Annotated in this window: 22 protein-coding genes and 1 pseudogene; 7 read left to right on the forward strand and 16 right to left on the reverse strand. The window is 63.6% G+C overall.

The window, feature by feature from the left end; genetic code table 11:
• Positions 1-115: 115 nt before the first annotated feature.
• From PQQ51_RS13720 to argS, 4 genes are all read right to left on the reverse strand, one after another.
• A complete protein-coding gene (locus tag PQQ51_RS13720; protein WP_408497331.1) occupies positions 116-889 on the reverse strand; it encodes an SDR family oxidoreductase in 774 nt (257 codons plus the stop codon).
• A 16-nt stretch (positions 890-905) separates the two neighbouring features.
• Positions 906-1,544, reverse strand: coding sequence for a thiol:disulfide interchange protein DsbA/DsbL (locus PQQ51_RS13725; protein WP_408497332.1), 639 nt, complete (start codon positions 1,542-1,544; stop codon positions 906-908).
• A 165-nt stretch (positions 1,545-1,709) separates the two neighbouring features.
• Entirely contained in the window at positions 1,710-2,510 is an 801-nt protein-coding gene (locus tag PQQ51_RS13730; RefSeq protein ID WP_408497333.1) for an SPOR domain-containing protein, read from the reverse strand.
• Between the two features lie 61 nt (positions 2,511-2,571).
• A complete protein-coding gene (argS, locus tag PQQ51_RS13735; RefSeq protein WP_408497334.1) occupies positions 2,572-4,362 on the reverse strand; it encodes an arginine--tRNA ligase in 1,791 nt (596 codons plus the stop codon).
• A gap of 355 nt (positions 4,363-4,717) precedes the next feature.
• Here argS and PQQ51_RS13740 point away from each other — a divergent pair, with 355 nt between their 5' ends.
• Positions 4,718-5,044, forward strand: coding sequence for a DUF1840 domain-containing protein (locus PQQ51_RS13740; RefSeq protein ID WP_408497335.1), 327 nt, complete (start codon positions 4,718-4,720; stop codon positions 5,042-5,044).
• Positions 5,045-5,263: 219 nt separating this feature from the next.
• Here PQQ51_RS13740 and PQQ51_RS13745 read toward each other — a convergent pair whose 3' ends face one another.
• The 9 genes and pseudogenes from PQQ51_RS13745 to PQQ51_RS13785 form a co-directional block, all read right to left on the reverse strand.
• Entirely contained in the window at positions 5,264-5,473 is a 210-nt protein-coding gene (locus PQQ51_RS13745; RefSeq protein WP_408497336.1) for an acid-shock protein, read from the reverse strand.
• 157 nt (positions 5,474-5,630) lie between these two features.
• Positions 5,631-8,348 (reverse strand): methionine synthase, encoded by a 2,718-nt coding sequence (gene metH / locus PQQ51_RS13750; protein ID WP_408497337.1) that lies wholly within the window; start codon positions 8,346-8,348, stop codon positions 5,631-5,633.
• Between the two features lie 4 nt (positions 8,349-8,352).
• Positions 8,353-9,057, reverse strand: a complete 705-nt coding sequence (locus tag PQQ51_RS13755) for a DUF4276 family protein (RefSeq protein ID WP_408497338.1) — start codon at positions 9,055-9,057, stop codon at positions 8,353-8,355.
• A complete protein-coding gene (locus PQQ51_RS13760; protein ID WP_408497339.1) occupies positions 9,057-10,145 on the reverse strand; it encodes an AAA family ATPase in 1,089 nt (362 codons plus the stop codon). Before PQQ51_RS13760 ends, PQQ51_RS13755 begins: the two co-directional genes overlap by 1 nt.
• 31 nt (positions 10,146-10,176) lie before the next feature.
• Positions 10,177-11,256, reverse strand: coding sequence for a homocysteine S-methyltransferase family protein (locus PQQ51_RS13765; protein ID WP_408497476.1), 1,080 nt, complete (start codon positions 11,254-11,256; stop codon positions 10,177-10,179).
• 298 nt (positions 11,257-11,554) lie between these two features.
• Positions 11,555-11,812: a BTH_I0359 family protein gene (locus tag PQQ51_RS13770; protein ID WP_007179533.1), complete on the reverse strand. Its 258-nt coding sequence runs from the start codon at positions 11,810-11,812 to the stop codon at positions 11,555-11,557.
• Between the two features lie 119 nt (positions 11,813-11,931).
• A pseudogene (locus PQQ51_RS13775) lies at positions 11,932-12,387 on the reverse strand (alpha/beta hydrolase); the annotation flags it as partial.
• Between the two features lie 178 nt (positions 12,388-12,565).
• Positions 12,566-13,843 (reverse strand): DUF3108 domain-containing protein, encoded by a 1,278-nt coding sequence (locus tag PQQ51_RS13780; RefSeq protein WP_408497340.1) that lies wholly within the window; start codon positions 13,841-13,843, stop codon positions 12,566-12,568.
• A complete protein-coding gene (locus PQQ51_RS13785) occupies positions 13,812-14,726 on the reverse strand; it encodes an IclR family transcriptional regulator (protein WP_408497341.1) in 915 nt (304 codons plus the stop codon). Before PQQ51_RS13785 ends, PQQ51_RS13780 begins: the two co-directional genes overlap by 32 nt.
• A gap of 195 nt (positions 14,727-14,921) precedes the next feature.
• On the opposite strand from PQQ51_RS13785, the gene PQQ51_RS13790 reads away from it, so the two are divergent.
• The 6 genes from PQQ51_RS13790 to rfaE2 all read left to right on the forward strand — a co-directional run bounded on the left by PQQ51_RS13790 (position 14,922) and on the right by rfaE2 (position 21,280).
• On the forward strand, positions 14,922-15,905 hold the full coding sequence (locus PQQ51_RS13790; RefSeq protein WP_408497342.1) for a fumarylacetoacetate hydrolase family protein: 984 nt from the start codon (positions 14,922-14,924) through the stop codon (positions 15,903-15,905).
• Positions 15,906-16,124: 219 nt separating this feature from the next.
• The gene (locus tag PQQ51_RS13795) at positions 16,125-17,366 is read left to right on the forward strand and encodes an ABC transporter substrate-binding protein (protein ID WP_408497343.1); all 1,242 of its coding nucleotides are present in this window, start codon (positions 16,125-16,127) and stop codon (positions 17,364-17,366) included.
• 65 nt (positions 17,367-17,431) lie between these two features.
• Positions 17,432-18,298, forward strand: coding sequence for an enoyl-CoA hydratase/isomerase family protein (locus PQQ51_RS13800; protein ID WP_408497344.1), 867 nt, complete (start codon positions 17,432-17,434; stop codon positions 18,296-18,298).
• Positions 18,299-18,359: 61 nt separating this feature from the next.
• Complete coding sequence (locus tag PQQ51_RS13805) at positions 18,360-19,175, forward strand: PhaM family polyhydroxyalkanoate granule multifunctional regulatory protein (RefSeq protein WP_408497345.1); 816 nt, start codon at positions 18,360-18,362, stop codon at positions 19,173-19,175.
• A gap of 577 nt (positions 19,176-19,752) precedes the next feature.
• Positions 19,753-20,625 carry a ferritin family protein gene (locus PQQ51_RS13810; protein WP_408497346.1) on the forward strand — a complete coding sequence of 291 codons (873 nt, stop codon included), beginning with the start codon at positions 19,753-19,755 and terminating at the stop codon, positions 20,623-20,625.
• A 172-nt stretch (positions 20,626-20,797) separates the two neighbouring features.
• Positions 20,798-21,280 (forward strand): D-glycero-beta-D-manno-heptose 1-phosphate adenylyltransferase, encoded by a 483-nt coding sequence (gene rfaE2 / locus PQQ51_RS13815; RefSeq protein WP_408497347.1) that lies wholly within the window; start codon positions 20,798-20,800, stop codon positions 21,278-21,280.
• A gap of 23 nt (positions 21,281-21,303) precedes the next feature.
• On the opposite strand, the gene PQQ51_RS13820 is transcribed toward rfaE2, so the two are convergent.
• The 3 genes from PQQ51_RS13820 to PQQ51_RS13830 form a co-directional block, all read right to left on the reverse strand.
• The gene (locus tag PQQ51_RS13820; protein WP_408497348.1) at positions 21,304-21,543 is read right to left on the reverse strand and encodes a hypothetical protein; all 240 of its coding nucleotides are present in this window, start codon (positions 21,541-21,543) and stop codon (positions 21,304-21,306) included.
• Positions 21,544-21,623: 80 nt separating this feature from the next.
• Positions 21,624-22,439, reverse strand: coding sequence for a type III pantothenate kinase (locus PQQ51_RS13825; RefSeq protein ID WP_408497349.1), 816 nt, complete (start codon positions 22,437-22,439; stop codon positions 21,624-21,626).
• Positions 22,436-23,341 carry a biotin--[acetyl-CoA-carboxylase] ligase gene (locus tag PQQ51_RS13830; protein ID WP_408497350.1) on the reverse strand — a complete coding sequence of 302 codons (906 nt, stop codon included), beginning with the start codon at positions 23,339-23,341 and terminating at the stop codon, positions 22,436-22,438. Before PQQ51_RS13830 ends, PQQ51_RS13825 begins: the two co-directional genes overlap by 4 nt.
• Positions 23,342-23,400: the final 59 nt, after the last annotated feature.

A 23,400-nucleotide genomic window follows, 5' to 3' on the forward strand; every position in this document is an offset into this window, starting at 1 on the left:
CACTTAATCCGAATATCCATATGGGGCATGAATGGATTGGAGTGTGGAGCGTACCGCGGCATGAGGCGACGCGCGTGAATTAGATCGATTGCACGCGCGCGTTGCTGATCGTGATTTACTCGACGACAGCCCGCGGCTTGCGCGGCGCACGCTCGAACGCGCGGTCGTAGAGCCAGCGCGGCAGCACATGCAAAAGCATCGCGGCGATGCGCATCTGCCACGGAAACACTGCGAAGGCGGTTTGCCGTTCGATCGCTCTCGCGACCTTCACCGCGAAGCGGTCGGCGTCCATCAGAAACGGCATGGTGTACGGATTGTGCTCGGTCATCGGCGTGCGGATATAGCCCGGCGCGATCGTGACCACGCCGACGCCGTGCGGCCGCATTTCGACGCGCAGCGCTTCCAGATACTTGAGCGCCGCCGACTTCGACGCGCTATACGCGCCGGAGCCCGGCAACCCGCGCACGCCGGCGACGCTGGCAATGCCGACTAGCGTGCCTCTTCTTGCGGCGACCATCGAAGCGGCGAACGGCTCGAACGTGGCGACCATCCCGAAGTAATTGATGTCCATCACTTCGCGGAAGGTGCGCAGATCGCCTTCGCCGGTCACCGCGCCGCGGCTGATCCCCGCGTTGGCGATGACGATGTCCGGCCGGCCGTGCTGCGCGGCGAACTGCGCCGCCGCTTCGGCGAGCGCCTCGGCGTCGCGCACGTCGACGGAATAGATGGAAACGGTGTTCTGCGGATGGGACTGCTGGAAGGCGGCGAGGGCGCTGCCGCGACGGGCAACGAGGCCGAGAATCGCGCCGCGCCGTGCATATTCGGTGGCGAGCGCGAGGCCGATACCGCTCGAAGCGCCGGTAATGAAGACTTTCAGGGGAGGACTCATTCCGGCGCCTCTGACATTACAGCTTCTTGGCGCGAACCTGCTGCACCAGGTAGTCGAGCACCTGAGTCGTGCCCGGCAGACTGTTGGTCGCAGCCGGACCGGTTTCATACTTGCCCTGTACGGCCAGCGTCGGCACGCCGTCGATCTTGTAGTCTTCCAGCAGCTTCTTGTCTTTCTGCAGCGCGCTTTGCGTCGAGAACGAGTTGTATGCGTCCATGTACTTCTTCGGATCGACGCCCTTCGTCGCGAGGAATTTGGCCTGGTCTTCCGGCGTCAGCAGATAGTTCTTGTTGACGTGGATTTCGTTGAAGACGGTGGGCGTGAGTTGTTGCGCGAGGCCGAGTGCGTCCAGCGCGTGGAACATTTTCGAGTGCGGAATGAAGTCGTCGCGGAAGGCGACCGGCACACGCTTGAACACGACGTCCGGACCTTGTTTCTTGACCCAGGCTTCGAGGTACGGGTCGAATTCATTGCAGTGCGGGCAGCCGTACCAGAAGAATTCGGTGACTTCGATCTTGCCGGCCGGCACGTCGGTCGGCTGCGGCGAGGCGAGGACCGTGTAGTCCTTGCCGGCAACCGGCGCCGTAGGCGAAGCGTGCGCCGTGGCGGCGACGAGACCCAGCGAGAGGAAAAGAATGCTCAGCAGCTTTTTCATGTTGTGTTGACCCAAGTAAGCGGTAAAGCGGTGGCGCCACGCAAATGCCCGTCACCGTTTGATCATCGGCGTTAGACGTTTCTGTCGTCTTCGGTGCCTGTGACACGCGCCGCGCGCCGATAGTTCGGCGGCGGCGCGTCCGGCCAGGCACCGTTTAATTATTGTTTATTGCTTGGTGAAGCGAATCACAGCGGTATCGACGCCCGCGTCCGACAGACGCTGGCGGCTCGAATTCATGTCCTCGAACTTCGAAAATGGTCCGATGCGTACGCGATAGTACGTGACGCCGCCCGCATCGCGCTGCGTGACCTTCGATTCGAAGCCCTGGAACGCGAGGCGCGCGCGCTGCTGTTCGGCGTCGGCCGAGGTCTTGTACGCGCCCACTTGCAGGAAGTAGCCGGTGTTCGCGTCGCCCGGAGCCGGCGCGGCGCTGCCCGGCTTGGCGTTCGCCGCGGTGGCGGACGACGTGCTCTTCGGCGCCGAACCTGCCGCGGTGGCGGCCGGCGCGTTGGGCGTTTGCGGCTTCTTCACCGGCGCGGCGACCGTGCCGTTATCCTGCGCGGCTTGCGGCGCGACCGCCGTGCCGTTCGCATTGCCGTTCTGCGGCGGCACTTCGACGATCTGCGGCTCTTCCAGCATGCCCGACTGCGTCTGCGAATTGGTCTGGCCGGGCGCCGTGTTCGGCGGCGCCGGTTGCGCGGCCTGCGGCACCGGCTGGCCCGGCGTCTTGCCTTGCAGCGGACGGTTCGGATCGTATTGAGGCTGGCTCGCGCCGGAGTCCGACGCCGCCGGCGGCGCGACCTTCGACACGAACGGCGTAGGCGCACGGGTGATATACAGCGCCACCACTACCGCGATCGCAAGGCCGACGATCAGGCCCAGCACGATGCCGAGAAAAGTGCCCCCGGTTTGTTTCGATTGCTTCGTTGTGCGGCGTGGTTTTGCCATCGTATGAATCACCTGCAAAAAGAATCCTGGAACGGCCGTCGATTATAACGACGGCCGCATGCATGTTGCGCCGGAGGACTTACATCTTGACGGGAGCCGAGACGCCGATCGTCGCAAGGCCGTTGGCCAGCACCTGGCGCGTGGCGGCGAGCAACGCGACGCGCGCGTTGCGCTCGGCTGCATCGTCGACCAGCACGCGTTCGGCACGGTCATTGTAGAACGAGTGGAATTCCCCGGCGAGGTCGCGCAGGTAGAACGCGACCGCGTGCGGCGCGAGTTCGTCGGCGGCGTGTTGCAGCATGTCCGGGAATTCGGCGAGCTTGTTCAGCAAGGCCATCGCGCGTTCGCTGGTGAGCGGCGACACGTCTACCCCGGCCAGCGTGGCTTCGTCCGTGCCGTAGCGCGCCTTGCTTTCGGCGATCACCGAGCAGATCCGCGCGTGCGCGTACTGCACGTAATGCACCGGATTTTCGTCGTTCTGCTTCAGCGCGAGGTCGATGTCGAACACGAATTCCGTGTCTGCCTTGCGCGAGATCAGGAAGAAGCGCACGGCGTCGCGGCCGCGGCGAATCGTTTCTTCATCGATCAGATCGACGGCGGTTTCCGAGCCCGGCGTTGCGCCGCCCGACCACTCGATCAGATCGCGCACCGTCACGTAGCTGCCCGCGCGCTTCGAGATCTTCACCTCTTCGCCGTTGCGCATCACCGTAACCATCTTGTGCAGGATGTAGTCGGGATAGCCCTTCGGAATGCCGATGCCGAGACCTTGCAGGCCGGCGCGCACCCGCGCGATCGTGCCGTGGTGGTCCGAACCCTGGATATTGATGACCTTGGTGAAGCCGCGTTCCCACTTGGCGACGTGATAGGCGACGTCCGGCACGAAGTACGTATATGTGCCGTCGCTCTTGCGCATTACGCGGTCTTTGTCGTCGCCGTCGTCGGTGGTGCGCAGCCACAGTGCGCCTTCCTGCTCGTAGGTCTTGCCGGCGGCGACCAGCGCCTCGACGGTTTTCTCGACGCGGCCTTCCTTATACAGCGACGACTCCAGATAGTACTGGTCGAACTTCACGCCGAAGGCCTGCAAGTCCATGTCCTGTTCGCGGCGCAGATACGCGACGGCGAAGCGGCGGATCGCGTCGAGGTTCTCGACGTCGCGCGCGCCGGTGACTGGCTCGCCGTCGCTCGCGGCGACGGTGACGCCGTTCAGATAGTCTTTCGCGATGTCGGCGATGTACTCGCCGTTGTACGCCGACGCGGGCCAGCCTTCGTCGCCGGGGGCGAGGCCGCGGGCGCGCGCCTGGGTCGACACGGCGAGCGTGTGGATCTGCACACCGGCGTCGTTGTAATAGAACTCGCGATGCACGTCCCAGCCTTGCGAGGCCAGCACGTTCGAAAGCGCGTCGCCGAGCGCGGCCTGACGGCCGTGGCCGACGTGCAGCGGGCCGGTCGGGTTCGCCGACACGAATTCGATCAGCACATGTTTGCCGGCGTCGCGCTGCGAGCGGCCGAACGTGTCTTGCTCCGCGAACACGGCGGCGATCACCGCCTGCTTGGCCGCGGCCGCGAGGCGCAGGTTGATGAAGCCGGGGCCGGCCACTTCGGCGGCTTCGACGAGACCCCTGGCGCCCGGCTGCGCAAGCAGCGCATCGACGATCTGTTGCGCCAGTTGGCGCGGGTTTGCGCGCAGCGGCTTCGCGAGTTGCATCGCCACATTGCAGGCGACGTCGCCATGCGCGGCGACTTTGGGACGCTCCAGCGTGATCGTGGGCGACACGAAAGCGGCTTCGCTCTCGCCTTGCGACGTTTGAGCAACCTGCTTCACCGTGTCGGCGAGCAGGGTTTCCAGAGTGTGTTTATGTGCGGGCAGCATGCTTGTTGCGAGTCCAGTGAGGCAATCCGGTGATGCGGAAGAGGCTTAAGCCGCGCGGCGGGCGCGGCCGATTCGTTAGAAGCGTGGAAAGCGGCGATGCGCCCGCCGGGATCGATCGGGTTCATCGGCGGCGCTGTCGGGCACGTTGTCTGCAATGCGTGAGGCGCCCGCGCGCGGCACAGTTTTGGCACGCTTTTCCGTCCAGACGGATTTTAGCAGGTGCTAATATGTTCAATGAGATGCTCACCCATGGGCCGTGGCCGCCGTGCCTGATCGGCGCGTCAACGTGGCGTGCGCCGGCGGTCGCTGCGAGCCGCGCGTGCGTCGATCCAACATAACGAACAAGGGAACAGTCATGCTGATTACTTTCAAGTGCCGCGCCACGCCGGACGTGATGATGCTGGAAAATCTCGCTCAGTATCTCGTCGGTATCGTCGGCAAGCGCCTCGGCGAACGCGGTGTCATCACTCACGACGAACTCGGCCCGGCGATCGAGAAACTCGAAGCGGCCGTCTCGTTCGACAAGCAGGAGCGCGCCGAGCACGACGGCCATTTCCACGAAGGGGAAGACGGCCACGAGCATCATGAGATTCCGCCGGGACTCGCGCAACGCGCGTATCCGTTCCTCGACATGCTGCGCGCGGCGCAGAAGGAAAACGCGGACATCGTCTGGGGGATTTGATTTTATTGCTGCAACGGCCGCGCGAGGCGCGTCGGCTGTCGGGCCTCAAGTTCATGTCTGGCCCGGTTTGAGGTTTGAGGTTTGACGCTTGAGGCTTGAACGCGCCAGCGCTGCCCGGCGGCGATGGTCCGGTCTTCGAGCACAAATGAAAAGAGCCCGCATCCGAGCGGGCTCTTTTCATTTTGACGACCCGGATCTCGCGGGTTGTCCGAACGATCGTTACTGGCTGGCGGCATCCGCCGGAGCCGCTGCCGGCGCCGACGCACCTTTCTTCACTTTCTTCTTCTTAGGCTTCTTGACGTGCTTCGCGACCGGCGGCGAGTAGGAACTGACCGCGCTGGAGCCGGCCGGCGCGGCGGGCTGGGCCAGCGCGACCGAGGCGCTCGCGGCAAGCGAAACAGCGGTCAATAACAGCGTCAGCTTCTTCATACGATTTTCTCCGTTGACGATTGCAATAAATAAGCCGACGCGTTTTGGCCGCGTCTGGCGGGTTGAAACCAAATTCAGTCTACAAAGCCGAAAATTACGCTGGCGCAAATATTCAGCCTACGTGGCCCGATATAGTGGGTTCCCCGCCACACGACGCTTACAGCAACGGCGCCAACGCGCGCTCGGCGTCGGTTTTCGACAGTGCCATGCGCGTTGCGTAGTCTTCCAGCTGGTCCTGGCCGATCTTGCCGACCGAGAAATAGGTGCTGTCCGGATGCGCGAGGTAGAAGCCGGAGACGCTCGCCGCCGGCAGCATCGCCAGCGATTCGGTCACGCTCATGCCGATTTCGGTGGCGTGCAGCACGTCGAACATATCGCGCTTGACCAGGTGATCCGGACAGGCCGGATAGCCCGGCGCCGGGCGGATGCCGTGGTATTTCTCCGCGATCAGGTCGTCGTTCGACAGGGTTTCGTGGTTCGCGTAGCCCCACAGATCGCGCCGCACGCGGGCGTGCAGCGCTTCGGCGAAGGCTTCGGCGAAACGGTCCGCAAGCGCCTTCAGCATGATCGCGCTGTAGTCGTCGTGATCCTTTTCGAACTGTTTTTCCTTCACGTCGACACCGAGACCCGCGGTGACCGCGAACATGCCGATGTAGTCCGCCACGCCCGATTCCTTCGGCGCGATGAAGTCGGCGAGCGAGCGGTTCGGCCGCATCACGCCGTCCACCACCGGACGCACGCTTTGCTGGCGCAGGTTGCGCCATGTGAGCGCGACTTCGCTGCGCGATTCGTCGGTATAGATTTCGATGTCGTCGTCGTTCACGGTGTTCGCGGGCAGCAGCGCGATCACGCCGTTCGCCTGCAGCCAGCGGCCCTGGATCAGACGCGAGAGCATCGACTTGCCGTCCGAGAACACGCGGCGCGCCGATTCGCCGACGATCTCGTCATTCAGAATGGCCGGATACGGACCCGCGAGGTCCCAGGTCTGGAAGAACGGACCCCAGTCGATGTAGTTCGCCAGCTCGTTCAGGTCGAAGTTCTTGAACACGCGGCGGCCGATGAACTTCGGCTTGACCGGCTGATAGCTCGCCCAATCGACTTTGGTCTTGTTCGCGCGGGCTTCGGCGAGCGTGACCATCGGCTGCGCTTTCTTGTTCGCGTGCTGATCGCGGATGCGGTCGTAGTCGGCCTTCAAATCGTCGACGTACTTCGCCGCGCCTTCGTCTGACAACAGGCTCGACGCCACCGACACCGAACGCGACGCATCCGGCACATACACCACCGGGCCTTCGTAATGCGGCGCGATCTTCACCGCGGTGTGCACGCGCGACGTGGTCGCGCCGCCGATCAGCAGCGGAATCTTCTTCACGCGGAAATAGTCGTCGCGTTGCATTTCCGACGCGACGTAGGCCATTTCTTCGAGGCTCGGCGTAATCAGCCCCGACAGACCGATGATGTCCGCGCCTTCGACTTTCGCCTTCGCGAGAATGTCGTTGCACGAAACCATCACGCCCATGTTGACCACTTCGAAGTTATTGCACTGAAGCACCACCGACACGATGTTCTTGCCGATGTCGTGCACGTCGCCCTTGACGGTGGCGATCACGATCTTGCCTTTCGCGCGCACGTCGGCGCCGGCTTCGGCCATCTGCTTCTTTTCTTCTTCGATGTACGGAATCAGATGCGCGACGGCCTGCTTCATCACGCGCGCCGACTTCACCACCTGCGGCAGGAACATCTTGCCCTGGCCGAACAGATCGCCGACCACGTTCATCCCGTCCATCAGCGGGCCTTCGATCACGTTGATCGGACGGCCGCCTGCGGCTGCGATCTTCGCGCGCACTTCCTCGGTATCTTCGACGATGAAGTTCGTGATGCCGTGCACCAGCGCATGCGCCAGACGTTTCTCGACCGGCTGGTTGCGCCACTCGAGGTTCTCCTCTTTCTTTGCTGCGCCGGTTTTGAATTTGTCGGCGATTTCGAGCAGCCGGTCGGTGGCGTCGTCGCGACGGTTCAGCACGACGTCTTCCACGCGCTCGCGCAACTCGGGGTCGAGATCGGCATACACGCCGAGCTGCCCCGCGTTGACGATGCCCATGTCCATGCCGGCCTGGATCGCGTAATAGAGGAACACGGTGTGGATCGCCTCGCGCACCGGATCGTTGCCGCGGAACGAGAACGACACGTTCGACACGCCGCCGCTGATCTTCGCGTACGGCAGGTTCTCCTTGATCCAGCGCGTGGCGTTGATGAAGTCGACCGCGTAGTTGTTGTGCTCCTCGATGCCGGTGGCCACCGCGAAGATGTTCGGGTCGAAGATGATGTCTTCCGGCGGGAAGCCGACTTCGTTCACGAGGAAGTCGTACGAGCGTTTGCAGATTTGCGTCTTGCGCTCGAACGTGTCGGCCTGGCCTTGTTCGTCGAACGCCATCACCACGGCGGCCGCGCCATAGCGGCGAATCAGGTTCGCGTGATGGCGAAACGCCTCTTCACCTTCCTTCAACGAAATCGAATTGACGATCGCCTTGCCTTGCACGCACTTCAGGCCCGCTTCGATCACTTCCCACTTCGACGAGTCGATCATGATCGGCACGCGCGCGATGTCCGGCTCCGACGCGATCAGATTCATGAAGCGCACCATGGCCGCTTTCGAATCGAGCATCGCTTCGTCCATGTTGACGTCGATGACCTGTGCGCCGTTTTCGACCTGCTGACGCGCGACTGCGATCGCGTCGTCGAACTGGTCGTTCAGGATCATTCGCGCAAATGCCTTCGAGCCGGTCACGTTGGTGCGTTCGCCGACGTTGATGAAAAGCGTCCCGGGCGTGACGTTGAACGGCTCGAGGCCGGCAAGGCGCATGGTGTGGTCGGTCATGGCGTTAGCTCGTATATTCAATGTTGGGTTGCTTCGCCTGCAGCGCAGGCAGCGTCACGATGCGGTCGTACCAGTGGCGGAAATGCGGGCATTGCGCGCGAATCCGGTCGAGGCCGATGCGAGCGGCAGCGACCGGGCCGTGGCGGACCTTACGGTAGCGTGGATTAAGCTGTTCGAGACGCTTTGAGGGCGCGGTTTGCGGCGAGTCGTTGATCCATTCGGGATCGGCGACCGCGGCTCGCGCTGCGATCAGCGGTGCGCTTTGCTGTTGCCAGCCGGGTTCGACTTCGCACAGTCGCGCGACGTCGGAGAACAGCAGCGATTCGAATTCGTGCGGCTGGACGTGCGGGATGAAGCGTTCCGGCCGGCAGGCGGCGAACGTCACGACGTCTTCATGCAGCAGTTGTTCGATTCGGGACGCGCGAGCGGCGGGTGGCTGGCCTTTGCTTTGCGCGACGCCGCGAAACGTTTTGTCGAGCCCGTAAAGGTCGAATAGCGTCGTGACGTAGGTTTCGCTGCGCTGGCGCAGCGTATGGCCGATGAACTTTCGAACGCGTTCGAAGCTCAGCGCGCCGCCGCGCTGTTCGCTTGACGTGTTGATCAGGCGCGCGCTCGCATAGATCTGGTTCGCGCCGAGTGCCGGCGCGAGCACGTCGCGCACGAACGTTTCTTCGGTCTGGCCTTCGCCGATGACGATCAATTCGACCATTACGCCGGCCTCCCGCCCAACACGTTCTGTTTCCAGAGGTCGCCGAGCGAATAGTCGTCGAGCCAGTCTTGCAGTTGCGTGGAGTCGAGACGATGGAAGGTCGAGGCGTTGTCTTTGCGGTCGACCACGATCACGTCTTCCGGCTCCAGCCGGTTCAGCAGTTCGACAGATTGCGTCGAGACGATCAGTTGTTTTTGCTCCGATGCGCGTTTGAGCAGATCGGCGAGCAGGTTGATTGCGTACGGATGCAGGCCGAGTTCCGGCTCGTCGATCAGGATCGTCGCGGGCATCAGTTCCCACGGTTGCAGCAGCAACGTGCATAGGCAGATGAAGCGTAGCGTGCCGTCGGATAGCGCATGGGCAGTGAATGGTGTATCGGGGTCGCCGCGTTCGGTCCATTCGAGTTGAATCTTCGAGGACACGTCTGCGCGGAATACGAAATCGTCGAAAAATGGAGCGACGAGGCGGATCGTGTCGACGATCTGGCGATAGCTGGCCACGTGCTCCGTTTTGAGCATGCGCAGGTAGGCGGCGAGGTTGGCGCCGTCTACTTTGAGGCGAAGCGTGTCGTTGAGCGCGTGGGCTTGCTTGACTTTGGCTTTTTCGCCGGTGTCGTGGAAGTGGTAGACGCGGGTGCCTTCGAGCGCGGCGGTGATGTGCGGAAGGCCAATGTTTTCGGCCACCCGCTTTAACTGGGATTCGGCGATAGCATTCGTTGCAAACCCGGCCAATTCTGCCCCTGGAATTGGCTCGACGCTGTTGAAAGATTCTTCGGCGTAGACCAGTCGATTGTCGTTGGTCGCAACCAGATTAAACCGGAAGGTGTATCCGCCGAACACGAACTCGGCATGAATCTCATCCGTCGTCTTCCGCGAAAAATGCATCAACGCATCCGGCCCACCCTGCTGCTGCACATACAACTGCAGCCGCCCCTCATACATTTCCGCCAGCATCCGGAACAAACCGATAAAGTTCGACTTTCCCGCACCATTGGCGCCGATCAACACGTTGAGATTGCGCAACTCGAAATCGCGCAATTCACGTATTGATTTGAAACCCGCAATTGTCAGTTTGGTGACGGCAGCCATCGATCGATCCCCGTTCAGGTACGCGCCCCGATCAAGCCGTTTCGGTATCGGTTTCCCGATAGTTTGCCCACACCCGCGGCTTCACCCCACTCAGCGCTTTCGCTATCGCCGCAATATGCTCGGGCGTCGTGCCGCAGCACCCACCGGCGATATTCACCAACCCCGCCTGCGCGAACTCCTTCAGCAAGCCCGACGTATCCGCCGGCAATTCGTCGAAGCCCGTATCGCTCATCGGATTCGGCAAACCCGCGTTCGGATAGCACGACACATAGGTGTCGCACAGCTTCGCCAGTTCGGCGACATACGGGCGCATCAACGCCGCGCCCAACGCGCAGTTCAGGCCGAACGTAAGCGGCTTCGCGTGACGCAGCGAATTCCAGAACGCTTCCACCGTTTGCCCGGACAGAATCCGGCCCGATGCATCGGTGACGGTGCCCGAAATCATGATCGGCAGAAGCTCGCCGGTATCTTCGAACAGTTCGTCCAGCGCGAATAGCGCGGCCTTCGCGTTCAGCGTGTCGAAGATCGTTTCGACGAGGAACAGATCGGCGCCGCCGTCGAGCAACGCCTTCGCCTGCTCGTAATACGCCGCGCGCAGTTCGTCGAAGGTGATGTTGCGTGCGCCCGGATCGTTCACGTCAGGGGAGATGCTCGCTGTTTTCGGCGTCGGTCCGATCGCGCCGGCGACGAAGCGCGGCTTGTCCGGCGTCGAGTATTTATCGCACGCGGCGCGCGCGAGCCTGGCCGATTCGACGTTCATCTCGATCGCAAGCTCTTCCATTCCATAGTCGGCTTGCGCCACCGTGGTCGCGCCGAAGGTGTTGGTTTCGATGATGTCCGCGCCCGCCGCGAGGTACTGCTCGTGAATCTCGCTGATGATCTGCGGCTGCGTGATCGACAGCAGTTCGTTGTTGCCCTTGATGTCGCGGCCGTAGTCTTTGAAGCGCTCGCCGCGATAGCGGGCTTCGTCGAGTTTGTAGCGCTGGATCATCGTGCCCATTGCGCCGTCCAGGATCAGGATGCGCGACTTGAGCAGCGCGGGCAGCGTCGCGCCACGCGTATAGGCGGCGTCGGGACGGGCTGGCTTGGCGGTTTGAGCAGGCTGGTTCATGGCGGACAAGGGCTTGCGCCGGCTTTTTCGGGTTTCGGGAAACCTGTCATTGTAGCCGCAGCGGCGCGGATGCGCCGGGCCCGCTGGGGCAGGTGGCGCTGTGCTTTTGGGCCGCGCCGTGGCAGGGAAAGGATGCGGGAAAGCGAGCGGGAAAGAAAACGGCCCAGCGAGGCAAGTGCCTGCTGGGCCGTCTAATGCTGCGGACCGCCTTCTGATGACCGCCAGCGGAGCCGGGCGGTGCGGTCGATATACGTCGCCAAACGTGCTGCGGGGTGTTGCGTGAACTAAAACCCTACGATCAGTGAAGAATCACCGGTTGATGCATCAGGCTGTCGAACTGGCCGAGGAATTCGTCGACCTCGTCCAGCGACGGTTCTTCTTCAATCAGCTTCTGTACGTGCTCGCGAAAGCGCGCCGCCATTGCGCCGTCAATGTAGATTTCGCGCTGCATGTTTTTGTCGACGATCTCGTAGCCACCCGATTTCATGGCCAGCGGACCTTCCTGCGGCGGAAATTCGACGACACAGTAGTTGGGGCTGTTGTAGATCATTTGCATGGCGACACTCCTTATTTCCGTTGGCTCCCTGGCCAGTCCTGCGCCATATCTGGAGCTTGTGGTGTGGAATTCAAGGGGTGGGTCCGGATTGACGCTTGTAAAAGTTCCGAACCTACCGGTTAGACCGGCCTTTCAAGAAACGTTTCAAGCAGCGCAGCAAAACGGTGAGATTGCTCGATTGGCGCAAGATGAGCGGCATCGAGCAGTTCGAATCGGGCGCCTTCGATGGCGTCCGCTATCGCCTGCGTATCAGCAGGTGGCGTGCCCGTGTCGTGGCGGCCCGCCACCGCCAATGTCGGACAACGAATGCCTGTCAGCTTACTGCGTACATCGAAATCGCGCAGCGCTTCGCATCCCATTGCGTATCCTTCCGGCAACGTATGGCTCAGTACTTCACGAATTTGCTCGACAGCCTCGGGATGGGCAGCCTGAAAATCCGGCGTCAACCAGCGGTCCAACGTGGCGGCCACGAGCGACGCGATTCCGTCCGAGCGTGCTGCCGCGGCGCGCTGATCCCAGAGTGCGCGGCGTTCGGGCAACGTGCCGGCCGAGGTATCGGCAAGCGTCAGCGAGTCATTCACTTGCATGCGGGCTCCTTGAAGAGGAACGCAGTGGAAAGAGCCGTTCGCGCGGGGTCCGGTTTGTTCCGCTTCACGAAGATATACGCGGAGAGCGGGCGAACGGTTGCAACTCCTCGTGCGAGTGGACCTGGCCGTGGAAGTTTCGTCAATGGCCTCGAAACCTTGTTCGCCTTCAGGGTTTTAACGGCACATTGGCGGGGTTAGTTGAATCGACCGGCGGGGCGGGCGGGGTGCCAGGCGTGAATGTCGAAGCGGCCGGCGCTGCGTTATTGCCGATATCGTCGTTCGCGCCGCTGTTGGCCGGGCCAGCGGCATCCGCGTCGAGTTTGCCTCGCCACACCAGTTCGATCTGCGTGCCGTTCGGTTCGGTCTGCATGATGCGCGCGGGCAACCAGCCCAGCGACGGCGCGAGCCACACGTCGATGCGGCGCAGGTCGCCGTCGTGGCGCGGCAGGCGTTTGAAATGGCGTGTCTCCAGATAGCCTTGCGCAGTGCGGATGGTTTCGTCGCCGATCGTCTCGACGGGCCAGTTCTCGCCGCTGTCGCTATCGATCACGAAGAATTGCCGCGTCACGCCAGGTTTGTACACGCCGGGGTCGCCGCGCACGAGACTCGCAAGCTGCATGACCATGCTGAAACGGTCCTGTGCGCCGTCGGGCAGCGGCAGAGTGGACGGTGTGCGGGTGAAGGCGATCTGTTTGTCGGCGCGGTTGAAGATCGCGATGTCTTCCGCGCGACGGCCGCGCTTTTCGATGTACTGATCCGGCGCGAGGCCGAATGCATCGATGCGGCCATGGCTCGAATACGTGAATGTGCCGACGAACGGTAGCGGTATCGACACGACCATCTCATAGCTGTGCGCGCTGCTGGTCCAGTGGATCGTGCCGGGCTGATTGCGCACGCCGTTGTAGAACGTGTCGTATTGCAATTCGCCGGACGGCGGCACCGAGAACTTGACGCCCGTTGCCGCTTGCGGCGCGCTGCCGGCGGACGGCGCGCTGGCAGCGCCCGTGCCTGACGCGGTGGCAGTGGTGTTTGTGCTGGCGGCATTGCTCGCGGCAGTGGCTGTGCCTGCGGCGATTGCGTCCGATACGGCCGCAGGCGCGACTGCCGGCGCCTGTTTCGCGGGCTGCGTCGCCGTCAGCACATGCTCGCGCGGCTTTGCCGGCGCCGCCGGCTTACGCGCGGGGGCCGGCGCCGCCGCGGCTTGCTGGGCAGCGCTTTCAGGTTTGCGCTCGATACGTTCGGGCGTCAACAAGGCGACCTGCACGGGCACGCGTTCGGCGTCGCGCGCATTGAGGTTGGCGCGGTTGCGCTCGACCCACTGCGCGGCGATCCAATGCACGATGGCCACGACCAGCAGCGCGGCGAGCCAGCGCCCTACGTGCGTGGCGGGCGGCGTGCTCGACGCCCACGACTCACCGCGGCGCCGCACTATACCCAAGCTCATAAGAAAGCTTTTGCGCGCACTCACGCAACGCCGTATCGACTTCACCGCCCCAGCGTATATCGAACGCGCCTTCATGACCCAGCGCGATCAGCCCGAGTGCGAGATCGCCGGTCGAATCGAACACCGGCATGGAGAACGCGTGGATGGTCGGCAGCAACATGCCTTCCACGCGAGCCGCTTCGTGCTGTCGTACTTCAGCGAGCACCCGTTCGACTTCTTCGCGCGTACGCGGTCCGCCCCCATGCGACGAGCGCCGCGAATCGGCGAGTTCCCGTTCGAGCATCGCGGCCGTCTTGCCCGGCGGCAGATACGCGGCAAACAGCAAACCGGTCGCGGAGCTGAGTAACGGCATCACATCGCCGAGTTTCAGCGACGCCTTGGCCGGATGACTCGACTCCATCCAATGCACCATTGTCGGCCCCTGATTGCCCCACACGGCGATGCCCACCGTGAGATCGAGCCGGTCGCGCAATTCGGCCAGCGCGATGCGCGCGAGCTTCACGCCGTCGACGCGCGCAAGCCGTGCGAGCCCCAACTGCAATGCGAACCCGCCGAGCTCGTAGCGGCCCGACAGCGGATCCTGCGCGACGACCCCGAGGCGCAGGAAGCTCACCAGATAGCGATGCGCCTTCGCCGGACTCATGCCGGCGCGCTGCGCCAGGTCGCGCAGCATCATCGCGCGCGGTTCGTGGGTCAGCACCTCCAGCAGACGAAAGCCCACTTCGATCGACTGGATGCCCGAGCGCAGTTTTTCTTCGCCGGCTTCCGTGCTCTCGACGGCTTCGTCGTCGGACTCGGCGGTGTCAGCGGTGTCGGCGGTGCCGGGCGATTCGACAGGATCGGCGTCGGTACGGATCGCGCCGGAGCGGGCAGTTGGAGGCATGAGCGAGGCGCACGGAGCGCGTTCATAAGACAGTGGAAAGGACACTTGCGGCGCGTTGTTTCCGGTTCGTCCCGGATTGCTCGCCGAGGTTCCAAACCGGTCGCTGCGCCCTTGCACTTGGGCCGCGCCGATTCACCATCGTAGAATAGATTCCTTCTATCGTCACCCACCGTCACCGACACGGTTCACTTCTCTATGAAACTTGCCACGCTGAAGGACGGCACGCGCGACGGTCAACTGATCGTCGTGTCCCGCGACCTGCACACCGCGGCGATTGCCGATGCGATCGCGCCCACCATGCAGCGCGCGCTCGACGACTGGACCTTCTACGCGCCGCAACTACAGGACCTGTACGACTCGCTCAATCAGGGGCGCGCCCGCCACACCTTCCCGTTCGATCAGAAAGAATGCATGGCGCCGTTGCCACGCGCGTTCCAGTGGGCCGACGGTTCGTCGTACGTGAATCACGTCGAACTGGTGCGGCGCGCGCGCGGCGCCGACATGCCGCCGGAATTCTGGACCGATCCGCTGATGTATCAGGGCGGCAGCGACGACTTCATCGGTCCGAAAGACGACGTGCTGTGCGCGTCGGAGGAATACGGGATCGACTTCGAGGCCGAAGTCGCGGTGATCACCACCGATGTGCCGGCCGGCGCCACGCCCGACCAGGCGCTCAGACGCGTGCGTTTGATCACGCTCGTGAACGACGTGTCGCTGCGCAATCTGATCCCGGCCGAACTCGCGAAAGGCTTCGGCTTTTTCCAGAGCAAACCGGCCACGTCGTTCGCGCCGGTCGCGGTGACGCCGGACGAACTCGGCGAACACTGGCATGAAGGCCGCGTGCACCGGCCGATGATCGTCCACTGGAACAACCGGAAAGTCGGCCAGCCCGACGCCGGCACCGACATGGTGTTTAACTTCGGCCAACTGATCTCGCACGCGGCGAAAACGCGCAACCTGCGCGCCGGTGCGATCGTCGGGTCGGGCACGGTGTCGAACAAGGACGCGAAGCGCGGCTACTGTTGCATCGCCGAGAAGCGCTGCCTCGAAACCATCGAACACGGCGCGCCGCAAACCGAGTTCATGAAGTACGGCGATACGGTGCGGATCGAAATGTTCGACGAGGCAGGCAAGTCGATTTTCGGTTCGATCGACCAGGGCATCGCGCCGCTGGATTGACGCGAGCGTCGATTTCAACAATCACGCGCCTCGCCTGACGAAAGGGTTTCGCCCGATGCCGCCGCCCCGGTGCGCCGCTACACTGACTGGCGCGGCGGCGCGCCCGGGGTGGGCAGCCGTCGCTTCACCGGAAAGCCGACGGCAGAGCCGACGTTTGGCAACACGCACAGCAGCACCTCGGCAGACCATCAAAACGAAAAACCGACGCGAGGAGACAGCATGTCGCGATTTGAGTCGTTTCAACCTGGAAGCGCAACGGCGTGCGGGCAAGCGCGCGAGAATCGATCGAAACTGAAGCCCGCGCGTGCCGCAGCGGCGTTATGTCCAGCGCTGTTTGTCGCGCTGTTTGCCACATTCCCCGCGCTGGCCCTCGCGCAAGTCAAAATCGGCCTCGTGCTTTCGCTAACCGGACCGGCCGCGTCGCTCGGCATTCCGGCGCGCGACACCGCCACGCTGCTGCCGAAACAGATCGGCGGCCAGAACGTCGAATACATCGTGCTCGACGATGCATCCGACACCACGCAAGCCGTGCAGGACACCAAAAAGCTGATCTCCGAGAATCACGTCGACGCGATCATCGGCTCGTCGATCACGCCGAATTCGCTGTCGATGATCGACGTGGTCGCCGATGGTGAGACGCCGATGATCTCGCTCGCGTCGTCGGCGAAAATCATCGAACCCGTGGATGCGAAACGCCACTGGGTGTTCAAGACGCCGCAAACCGACGCGATGATGGCGTCCGCGATCGCCGAGCATGCGAGCGCGCACAACGTCAAGACGATCGCGTTCATCGGTCAGGCCGATGCGCTCGGCGAGACCTTCTACACCGAGGTTGCGAAGTTCGCGCAATTGCATCACATCAACATGGTGGCGAGCGAACGCTTCAATCGCACCGATCCGAGCGTGACCGGCCAGGTCCTGAAGATTCTCGCGACGCATCCGGATGCGGTGGTGGTCGGCGCGGCCGGCACGCCCGCTGCATTGCCGCCGAAGACGCTCAGGGAACGCGGCTACAAAGGGCTGATCTATCACAATCACGGGGTCGGCAATAACGACTTCCTGCGCGTGTGCGGCGCCGATTGCAACGGCACTTTCCTGCCCGCGAGCCCGGTGCTGGTCGCCGCGCAATTGCCGGCGGATCATCCGGCGAAGCGTCTTGCGCTCGACTACATCGCGCGCTTCGAGGCGCTACGCGGACCGGGCAGCGTGTCGGCGTTCGGCTCGTACACATGGGACGCGGGCCTGCTGCTCGGCCACGCGGTGCCGATCGCGCTCAAAACGGGCGCGCCCGGCACGCCGGAATTCCGCCGTGCGTTGCGCGATGCGCTCGAAGCGACCCGCGGTCTCGCGGACACCAACGGCGTCGTCAACATGAGCGCCACCGATCACCTCGGGCTCGATCAGCGCGCGCGCGTGATGGTCGAAATACGCAATGCGAAGTGGGTTTACCAACCGCGCTGAACGCACCTCGCGGGCAGCGCGGTTTCAACAGACAGACGGATAGACGGATAGACGGATCGCTCACCATGTCTCATGCACCACACAGTAACGACGCGTTCTACGCGCACTACCAGTCGCTGCAACTGCACCGGCATCCGCACGGCGTGCTCGAAGTCGTGATGAGCGGCGAAGGCGCGAACAGAAGCGGACTCGCCACGGCCAACGCGCGGATGCATTGCGAGCTCGCCGAAATCTGGCGCGACATCGATCGGGATCCCGAAACACGTGTCGCGATCATTCGCGGTGAAGGCAAGGGCTTTTCGGCGGGTGGCGACCTGCAACTGGTCGAAGACATGGCGACCGATTTCGATGTGCGCGCGCGCGTCTGGCGCGAGGCGCGCGATCTCGTCTACAACGTGATCAACTGCAGCAAGCCGATCGTCTCGGCGATGCACGGGCCGGCGGTCGGCGCGGGGCTCGTCGCCGGTTTGCTCGCCGACATCTCGATTGCGACGAAGGGCGCACGCATCATCGACGGTCATACGCGTCTCGGCGTTGCCGCCGGCGATCACGCGGCGATTGTCTGGCCGCTGTTGTGCGGAATGGCGAAAGCGAAGTATTACCTGCTGCTGTGCGAGCCGGTGAGCGGCGAGGAGGCGGAGCGGATCGGCCTCGTCTCGCTCGCCGTCGACGAAAACGATCTGCTGCCCAAGGCATTCGAAGTCGCGCACAAACTCGCACACGGCTCGCAAACGGCCATTCGCTGGACCAAGTACGCGTTGAACAACTGGTTGCGCTCGGCGGGACCGGCGTTCGATACGTCGCTGGCGCTGGAATTCATGGGCTTTGCCGGACCGGACGTGCGCGAAGGCGTGAACTCGCTGCGCGAGCGCCGCGCGCCCGACTTCGGCGGCGCCGACCCGTGGCGGGACAAGCCGCCCCGCGCGGTATGATCGAAACCGATGCGCGCGCGATCGCGCGCTTTCCTTCTCTTGATGCAGCGAGGCGACACGCATGACCGATACATCTGGCACCACGCCGCCGTTCCCGGGCTTCCCCGGCTTTCCTCCTGCTGAAATGCTCGAACGCATGTGGGGCATGATGCGCATGTCGCCGTTCGGCTCGGCGTTTTCGGGCGGGCAGGCGGGCGGCGGCGTCGCGCCGTCGCTGTCGATGATGTCCGACATGATGGCGCCGCTCACCAACGTCGAAGAACTCGACAAGCGCATCACCGACATGCGCGCGGTCGAGCAATGGCTCAAGCTGAATCTGAGCATGTTGCAGTCCGCGATTCAGGCGCTCGAAGTGCAGCGGGCGACGCTCGCCACGTTGCGCGCGTTCGGCGCGTTCGCGCAGCAGTCGATGCAGCAACCGTCGGCGGCCGCGCCGAGTCCGGCGCCCAAGACCGGTTGGCCGCATCCGGAGCCGGCGGCTTCGGGTAGCACCGCTTCGGCGGCTCGTGCCGAACCGGAAAGCGGAGAGGGCCAAAAAGACAAAGACGACAAAGAGGGCGACGCAACGCCGCCGTTCGACGCGTCCGCGTGGTGGAATCTCCTGCAAACGCAATTCAACCAGATCGCCCAGTTCGCGATGACGCAGCCGGCAGTGGCCGCCGCGGCAACAGGGATGGGCACGAGCGGCGCGGCGCAAGAGGCGGCGGCGAGTGCGTCATCGTCTGATCAATCACCCGACGACGCGAAAGAGGAGCCCGCCGAAGGCGCGGCGTCCGCGACCAGGCGGCCCGCAGCGAAGCGATCGGCGTCGGCTTCTGCGTCGGCTTCGACTTCAGCGAAACGCGCGAGCCCACGGCCTGCGAAAAAGTCTGTTTAAAAGTCTGTTTAACAGCGGGAATGAACGGGGCGGGATGGTTCGGCGACCAGGGCGGCGCCCGCAAGTGCGAGAGCGCCGCCTGTCACGGATTTGACCGCGACGGTCGGCGATACTCGGAGAAGCACGTTTTTTGTTGAGAGACGTCAAGCAGGCACCGCAATTGCGTCTGTCACAACGAGGGTTCAGTAAAGTCAGCGTGCTATGATCGTGTAAGATTTTTCTGGTTTTTGGGCGTGCACTGAAAACAACCAATCCAGCCGCCCTCGATTCGAAAGCCGCCGGCACAACCGGCGCAGGGCTGGATGGTGCGCTTTTCGTCGCAAACTGGCTCGACCTCAGGCACAGGGTATCCCTCACCCACGGTTGGCCGCGCAGGCGCGTATTTTGTGGTTAGACGCGTCGCGCAAACGCCCGGACTTCTTTACTGTCCGGTGCATCTGGGCAGCCGATTACCGCGTAAAATTGAATGCTTGGCTGATGAATGGCGCACCCACGTTGCGTTTCGTTCGTCACGGGCAAGAGTGCTACACGTAATAGTTACAGACACAGACAGTATGCGCAGAACAGGGGTGGGACTATGAACACCATGCTTTATCCGGAACTTTATAAATCGCTCGAATCCGTTCGATGGGACATGGAGAAAGACATTCCCTGGGACAAGTTCGATGCATCGCTATTGACCGACGAGCAGGCCGCGACGATCAAGATGAACGCGATCACCGAATGGTCGGCGTTGCCCGCCACGGAAATGTTTCTGCGTGACAACCATCACGACAGCGATTTCTCCGCGTTCATGAGCGTGTGGTTCTTCGAAGAACAAAAACACTCGCTGGTGCTGATGGAGTATCTGCGCCGTTTCAAACCGGAAATGTGCCCGACCGAAGAAGAACTGCACGCCGTGCGCTTCGAATTCGATCCGGCGCCTCCGCTCGAAACGCTGATGCTGCACTTCTGCGGCGAGATCCGCCTGAATCACTGGTATCGCCGTGCGGCAGAATGGCATAGCGAGCCGGTCATCAAGCACATCTATGAAACTATTTCGCGCGACGAAGCGCGGCATGGCGGCGCCTACCTGCGCTACATGAAGAAAGCGATGGTGCAAACCGGCGACATCGCGCGCGCCGCGTTCGCAAAGATCGGCGTACTGATGGCTTCGGCGCGCCGCACGGAAAAGCCGCTGCATCCTACCAATCTGCACGTGAATCAGGCGCTGTTCCCGCGCGACACGATTCAATCGCGTTTGCCGGATCCGGAATGGCTCGAGCGCTGGCTCGACGAGCAGATCCGTTTCGACGACGGCTGGGAAAAGAAGGTGGTCGAACGGATTCTGCACAACCTGTCGCTGCTGTTCGAGCGCACGTTCAATACCGCACAGGAATTGAACCGCTATCGCAAGGAAGTGGTCGCGCGGTTGCAGGCGGAGCAGAAGTCGGCGGAACAGCCGGCTTAAGTTTGAATTCGAGCGGCGCGGCGTGCGAGCTTTAGTCGGTGCGCTGTATCGTCCGCTTCGAAGAACGGCCCGGCAGGCGTGAGCTTGCCGGGCCGTTTTGCTTCAGGCCGTTCTGACGTACCAGTGCGAGTCTGCGTGTATCGTGGTTCAACTTTTCTCTTCTGATTCCGTCATGGCTGCTACTTTTGAACGCAAGATCTTTACGCGTGACGCGCTGGTCGACCTGCGTGCTTCGATGCCCGCGCCGGTCGTTTTCACCAATGGCGTGTTCGACATCCTGCATCGCGGGCATGTGACTTATCTAGCCGACGCGAGGGCGTTGGGCGCGTGTCTGATCGTCGGCGTGAATAGCGATGCGTCGGTGCGGATGCTCGGCAAAGGCGACGATCGGCCGATCAACAACGAGGCCGACCGGATGGCCTTGCTCGCGGCGCTCGAGAGCGTCGACTACGTGGTGTGTTTCGGTGAGCAGACGCCGGTCGAATTGATCTCGGCGTTGCGGCCGGATGTGCTCGTCAAGGGCGGCGACTACGATATGGACGCGTTGCCGGAATCGACGATCGTGCGCGGCTGGGGTGGCCGCGCGTTAGCGATTCCGTTCGAACATGATCGTTCGACGACGAAGCTGCTGAAGAAGGTGAGGGCGCAAAGCTAAGCCGGTTTCTTCCGGCGGCGTGCTTACTGCGGCAGCGCCGATGCCGCGACCGCTGCCGCCGGCGCCGGGCCACCGACCACCGGCTGATCCGCAGCTTCAGCCGGACTAAGGGGCTGAACCCGCAGCCAGTCCGCGTGAACCTGGCGATTCAGATGATTCGGCTCACGGCCGCCGGCAGTTGGCGTCGGGCCGAACACGCCGCGCACCGCGACGAATGCCAGCAGATTGGCAAGAAACAATATGGCGATCAGCCAGCGCAGCATCGTTAGTTTTCTCCATCCACAAGTTCAACCGCTCCTGGCGATCCCCGCGGTCTGACGCAGCCTGTTTAAGGCTGCCGCGTTCAGGTGCCGTGCCCCGTGGTGTCTCCGCTCGCGATCAGCGCCAGCCCGGAAAGCACCAGTGAATCGTGGCGAGTATGCGGCACTTTCAGCGCGCTTGTCACTTCATCCACGGCACCGCCGCTCACCACCAGACGCACCGGCACCTGCCATTCGTGCTGCAGGTCGTGCCACATCCGCTCGATCAAACCGGCTTGCGCCAGCGTGCAACCCGCGGACAGCGAACGAGGCGTGTCGGTCGCGAAGAACGGGCCGCGGCGCGCGCCTTCGTGAGCGCCGCCGGTGTCCAGCAAGCCGCGCGCCGCGCCGGCGTCGAGCGTCGGCAGTTGGGCGGTGTGCTCGCCGAGCGAGCGCATCATCAAGGTCCAACCCGGCGCGATCAATCCGCCGACAAAGCAGCCATCCGCGCGCAATGCCTCCAGCGTGGTCGCGGTGCCGAACGTCGCGATCAGCAGATGCTCGCCCGGAAAGGCGGCATGCGCGCCGATCAGGCCCGCCCAGCGATCGCTGCCGAGCGTATCCGGCGTCGTATAGCTATTGGTGACGCCGCATTGCCGCGCGCTGGCGCGGATCGTCGTGCGCGGCAGGTGCGGCCAGTGCGCGTCCAGCAGTGCGGCAATGCGCGCAGCGACCGTCTGGCCGGCCACGTTCGAGATCCACACGCTGCGAGGCGTGGGCAAATCGGCCCAGCCGGGCTCGTCCGAGCCGTCGTGAGCGAGCACGCCCGCTACGCTTTGTGTACCATCCGCCTGCACCAGCGCCCACTTGATGCGGCTATTGCCCGCGTCGATCAGCAGATACGGCGCACTGCTCGTCATGCGGCACCGTCGGCGAGACGCAGCGACACGTCGCCGGTCGCAACGCTCAGCCGTCCTGCGGCTGTGTCGAGCAGCAACTGGCCGCGTTCGTCGACGCCTCGTGCGACGCCGCGCGCCAGTTCGTTGCCCTGTTCCAGCAGCACGACTTCGCGGCCCGCGTACGCGTGCACCGCGTTCCAGCGAGCCTGGAACGGCGCGAAGCCTTCCGCGCCGAAGCGCTGCAATGCGGGTTCGAGCGCGTTCAGTTCGGCGGCCAGCGTGTCGGTGAGATTGGCATTGGGCAGCGCGCGTTGCAGCGCGGTCGGTACCGAGCCGCGCGCTTGCGGCGGCGTATCGGCGTTCAGTGCGCCGAGCCGGGTCGCGAGTTCGTCCGCGCCCTTCACATTGGTGCCGATGCCGATCACGACGGCGCTCGCGTCGTCGGTGCTCCACGCGGTTTCGATCAGGATGCCGGCCAGCTTGTCGCCTTCGAGCAGCACGTCGTTCGGCCACTTCAGCGCGATCTGGCCGGGACCGGCGACCGGCAGCGAGCGCAATCCGTCGACCAGTGCGACGCCGACCGCGAGACTCAGACCCGCGAGTCCTTCGAGCGGCCGCGGCAGCACGCACGCGACCGAAAACAGCAGCGCATTGCCAGGCTCCGCATACCACGGACGGCCGCGCCGGCCGCGCCCGGCGGTTTGCAGATACGCGACCCGCACGATCGGCCGCGGCAGCGCGCCGGCCTGGCGCGGCAGCGCTTTGACGCGGGTCATCAGGTCGGCGTTGGTCGAACCGGTTTCTTCGACGATTTCGATCGGCCAGTCATGCGCATGTGGGCCGAACAGGGCGACGGCGCGCTCGCGATCGATGCGCCAGTCGGCCGCCGCAGCGGGCTGAGATGGGGTCTTGGAAGCATTCATGTCTCATATTGTAGCGATACAGCGAACCCGGCGACCCCGTCGAGGCCGCATGCAGGGCC

It is taken from the genome of Paraburkholderia xenovorans, from assembly GCF_046030735.1.
In the GTDB taxonomy this organism is placed as follows: Bacteria; Pseudomonadota; Gammaproteobacteria; order Burkholderiales; family Burkholderiaceae; genus Paraburkholderia; species Paraburkholderia xenovorans_A.

Excerpts from the sequence above, each read along its gene's own strand:
- PQQ51_RS13795 (WP_408497343.1), top strand. The coding sequence starts at position 16,125 with ATGTCGCGATTTGAGTCGTTTCAACCTGGAAGCGCAACGGCGTGCGGG.
- PQQ51_RS13770 (WP_007179533.1), bottom strand. The coding sequence starts at position 11,812 with ATGCAAATGATCTACAACAGCCCCAACTACTGTGTCGTCGAATTTCCG.
- PQQ51_RS13800 (WP_408497344.1), top strand. The coding sequence starts at position 17,432 with ATGTCTCATGCACCACACAGTAACGACGCGTTCTACGCGCACTACCAG.
- rfaE2 (WP_408497347.1), top strand. The coding sequence starts at position 20,798 with ATGGCTGCTACTTTTGAACGCAAGATCTTTACGCGTGACGCGCTGGTC.
- PQQ51_RS13725 (WP_408497332.1), bottom strand. The coding sequence starts at position 1,544 with ATGAAAAAGCTGCTGAGCATTCTTTTCCTCTCGCTGGGTCTCGTCGCC.
- argS (WP_408497334.1), bottom strand. The coding sequence starts at position 4,362 with ATGCTGCCCGCACATAAACACACTCTGGAAACCCTGCTCGCCGACACG.
- PQQ51_RS13805 (WP_408497345.1), top strand. The coding sequence starts at position 18,360 with ATGACCGATACATCTGGCACCACGCCGCCGTTCCCGGGCTTCCCCGGC.
- PQQ51_RS13790 (WP_408497342.1), top strand. The coding sequence starts at position 14,922 with ATGAAACTTGCCACGCTGAAGGACGGCACGCGCGACGGTCAACTGATC.
- PQQ51_RS13760 (WP_408497339.1), bottom strand. The coding sequence starts at position 10,145 with ATGGCTGCCGTCACCAAACTGACAATTGCGGGTTTCAAATCAATACGT.
- PQQ51_RS13820 (WP_408497348.1), bottom strand. The coding sequence starts at position 21,543 with ATGCTGCGCTGGCTGATCGCCATATTGTTTCTTGCCAATCTGCTGGCA.
- PQQ51_RS13785 (WP_408497341.1), bottom strand. The coding sequence starts at position 14,726 with ATGCCTCCAACTGCCCGCTCCGGCGCGATCCGTACCGACGCCGATCCT.
- PQQ51_RS13810 (WP_408497346.1), top strand. The coding sequence starts at position 19,753 with ATGAACACCATGCTTTATCCGGAACTTTATAAATCGCTCGAATCCGTT.
- PQQ51_RS13720 (WP_408497331.1), bottom strand. The coding sequence starts at position 889 with ATGAGTCCTCCCCTGAAAGTCTTCATTACCGGCGCTTCGAGCGGTATC.
- PQQ51_RS13825 (WP_408497349.1), bottom strand. The coding sequence starts at position 22,439 with ATGACGAGCAGTGCGCCGTATCTGCTGATCGACGCGGGCAATAGCCGC.
- PQQ51_RS13830 (WP_408497350.1), bottom strand. The coding sequence starts at position 23,341 with ATGAATGCTTCCAAGACCCCATCTCAGCCCGCTGCGGCGGCCGACTGG.
- PQQ51_RS13740 (WP_408497335.1), top strand. The coding sequence starts at position 4,718 with ATGCTGATTACTTTCAAGTGCCGCGCCACGCCGGACGTGATGATGCTG.
- PQQ51_RS13755 (WP_408497338.1), bottom strand. The coding sequence starts at position 9,057 with ATGGTCGAATTGATCGTCATCGGCGAAGGCCAGACCGAAGAAACGTTC.
- PQQ51_RS13780 (WP_408497340.1), bottom strand. The coding sequence starts at position 13,843 with ATGAGCTTGGGTATAGTGCGGCGCCGCGGTGAGTCGTGGGCGTCGAGC.
- PQQ51_RS13765 (WP_408497476.1), bottom strand. The coding sequence starts at position 11,256 with ATGAACCAGCCTGCTCAAACCGCCAAGCCAGCCCGTCCCGACGCCGCC.
- metH (WP_408497337.1), bottom strand. The coding sequence starts at position 8,348 with ATGACCGACCACACCATGCGCCTTGCCGGCCTCGAGCCGTTCAACGTC.
- PQQ51_RS13745 (WP_408497336.1), bottom strand. The coding sequence starts at position 5,473 with ATGAAGAAGCTGACGCTGTTATTGACCGCTGTTTCGCTTGCCGCGAGC.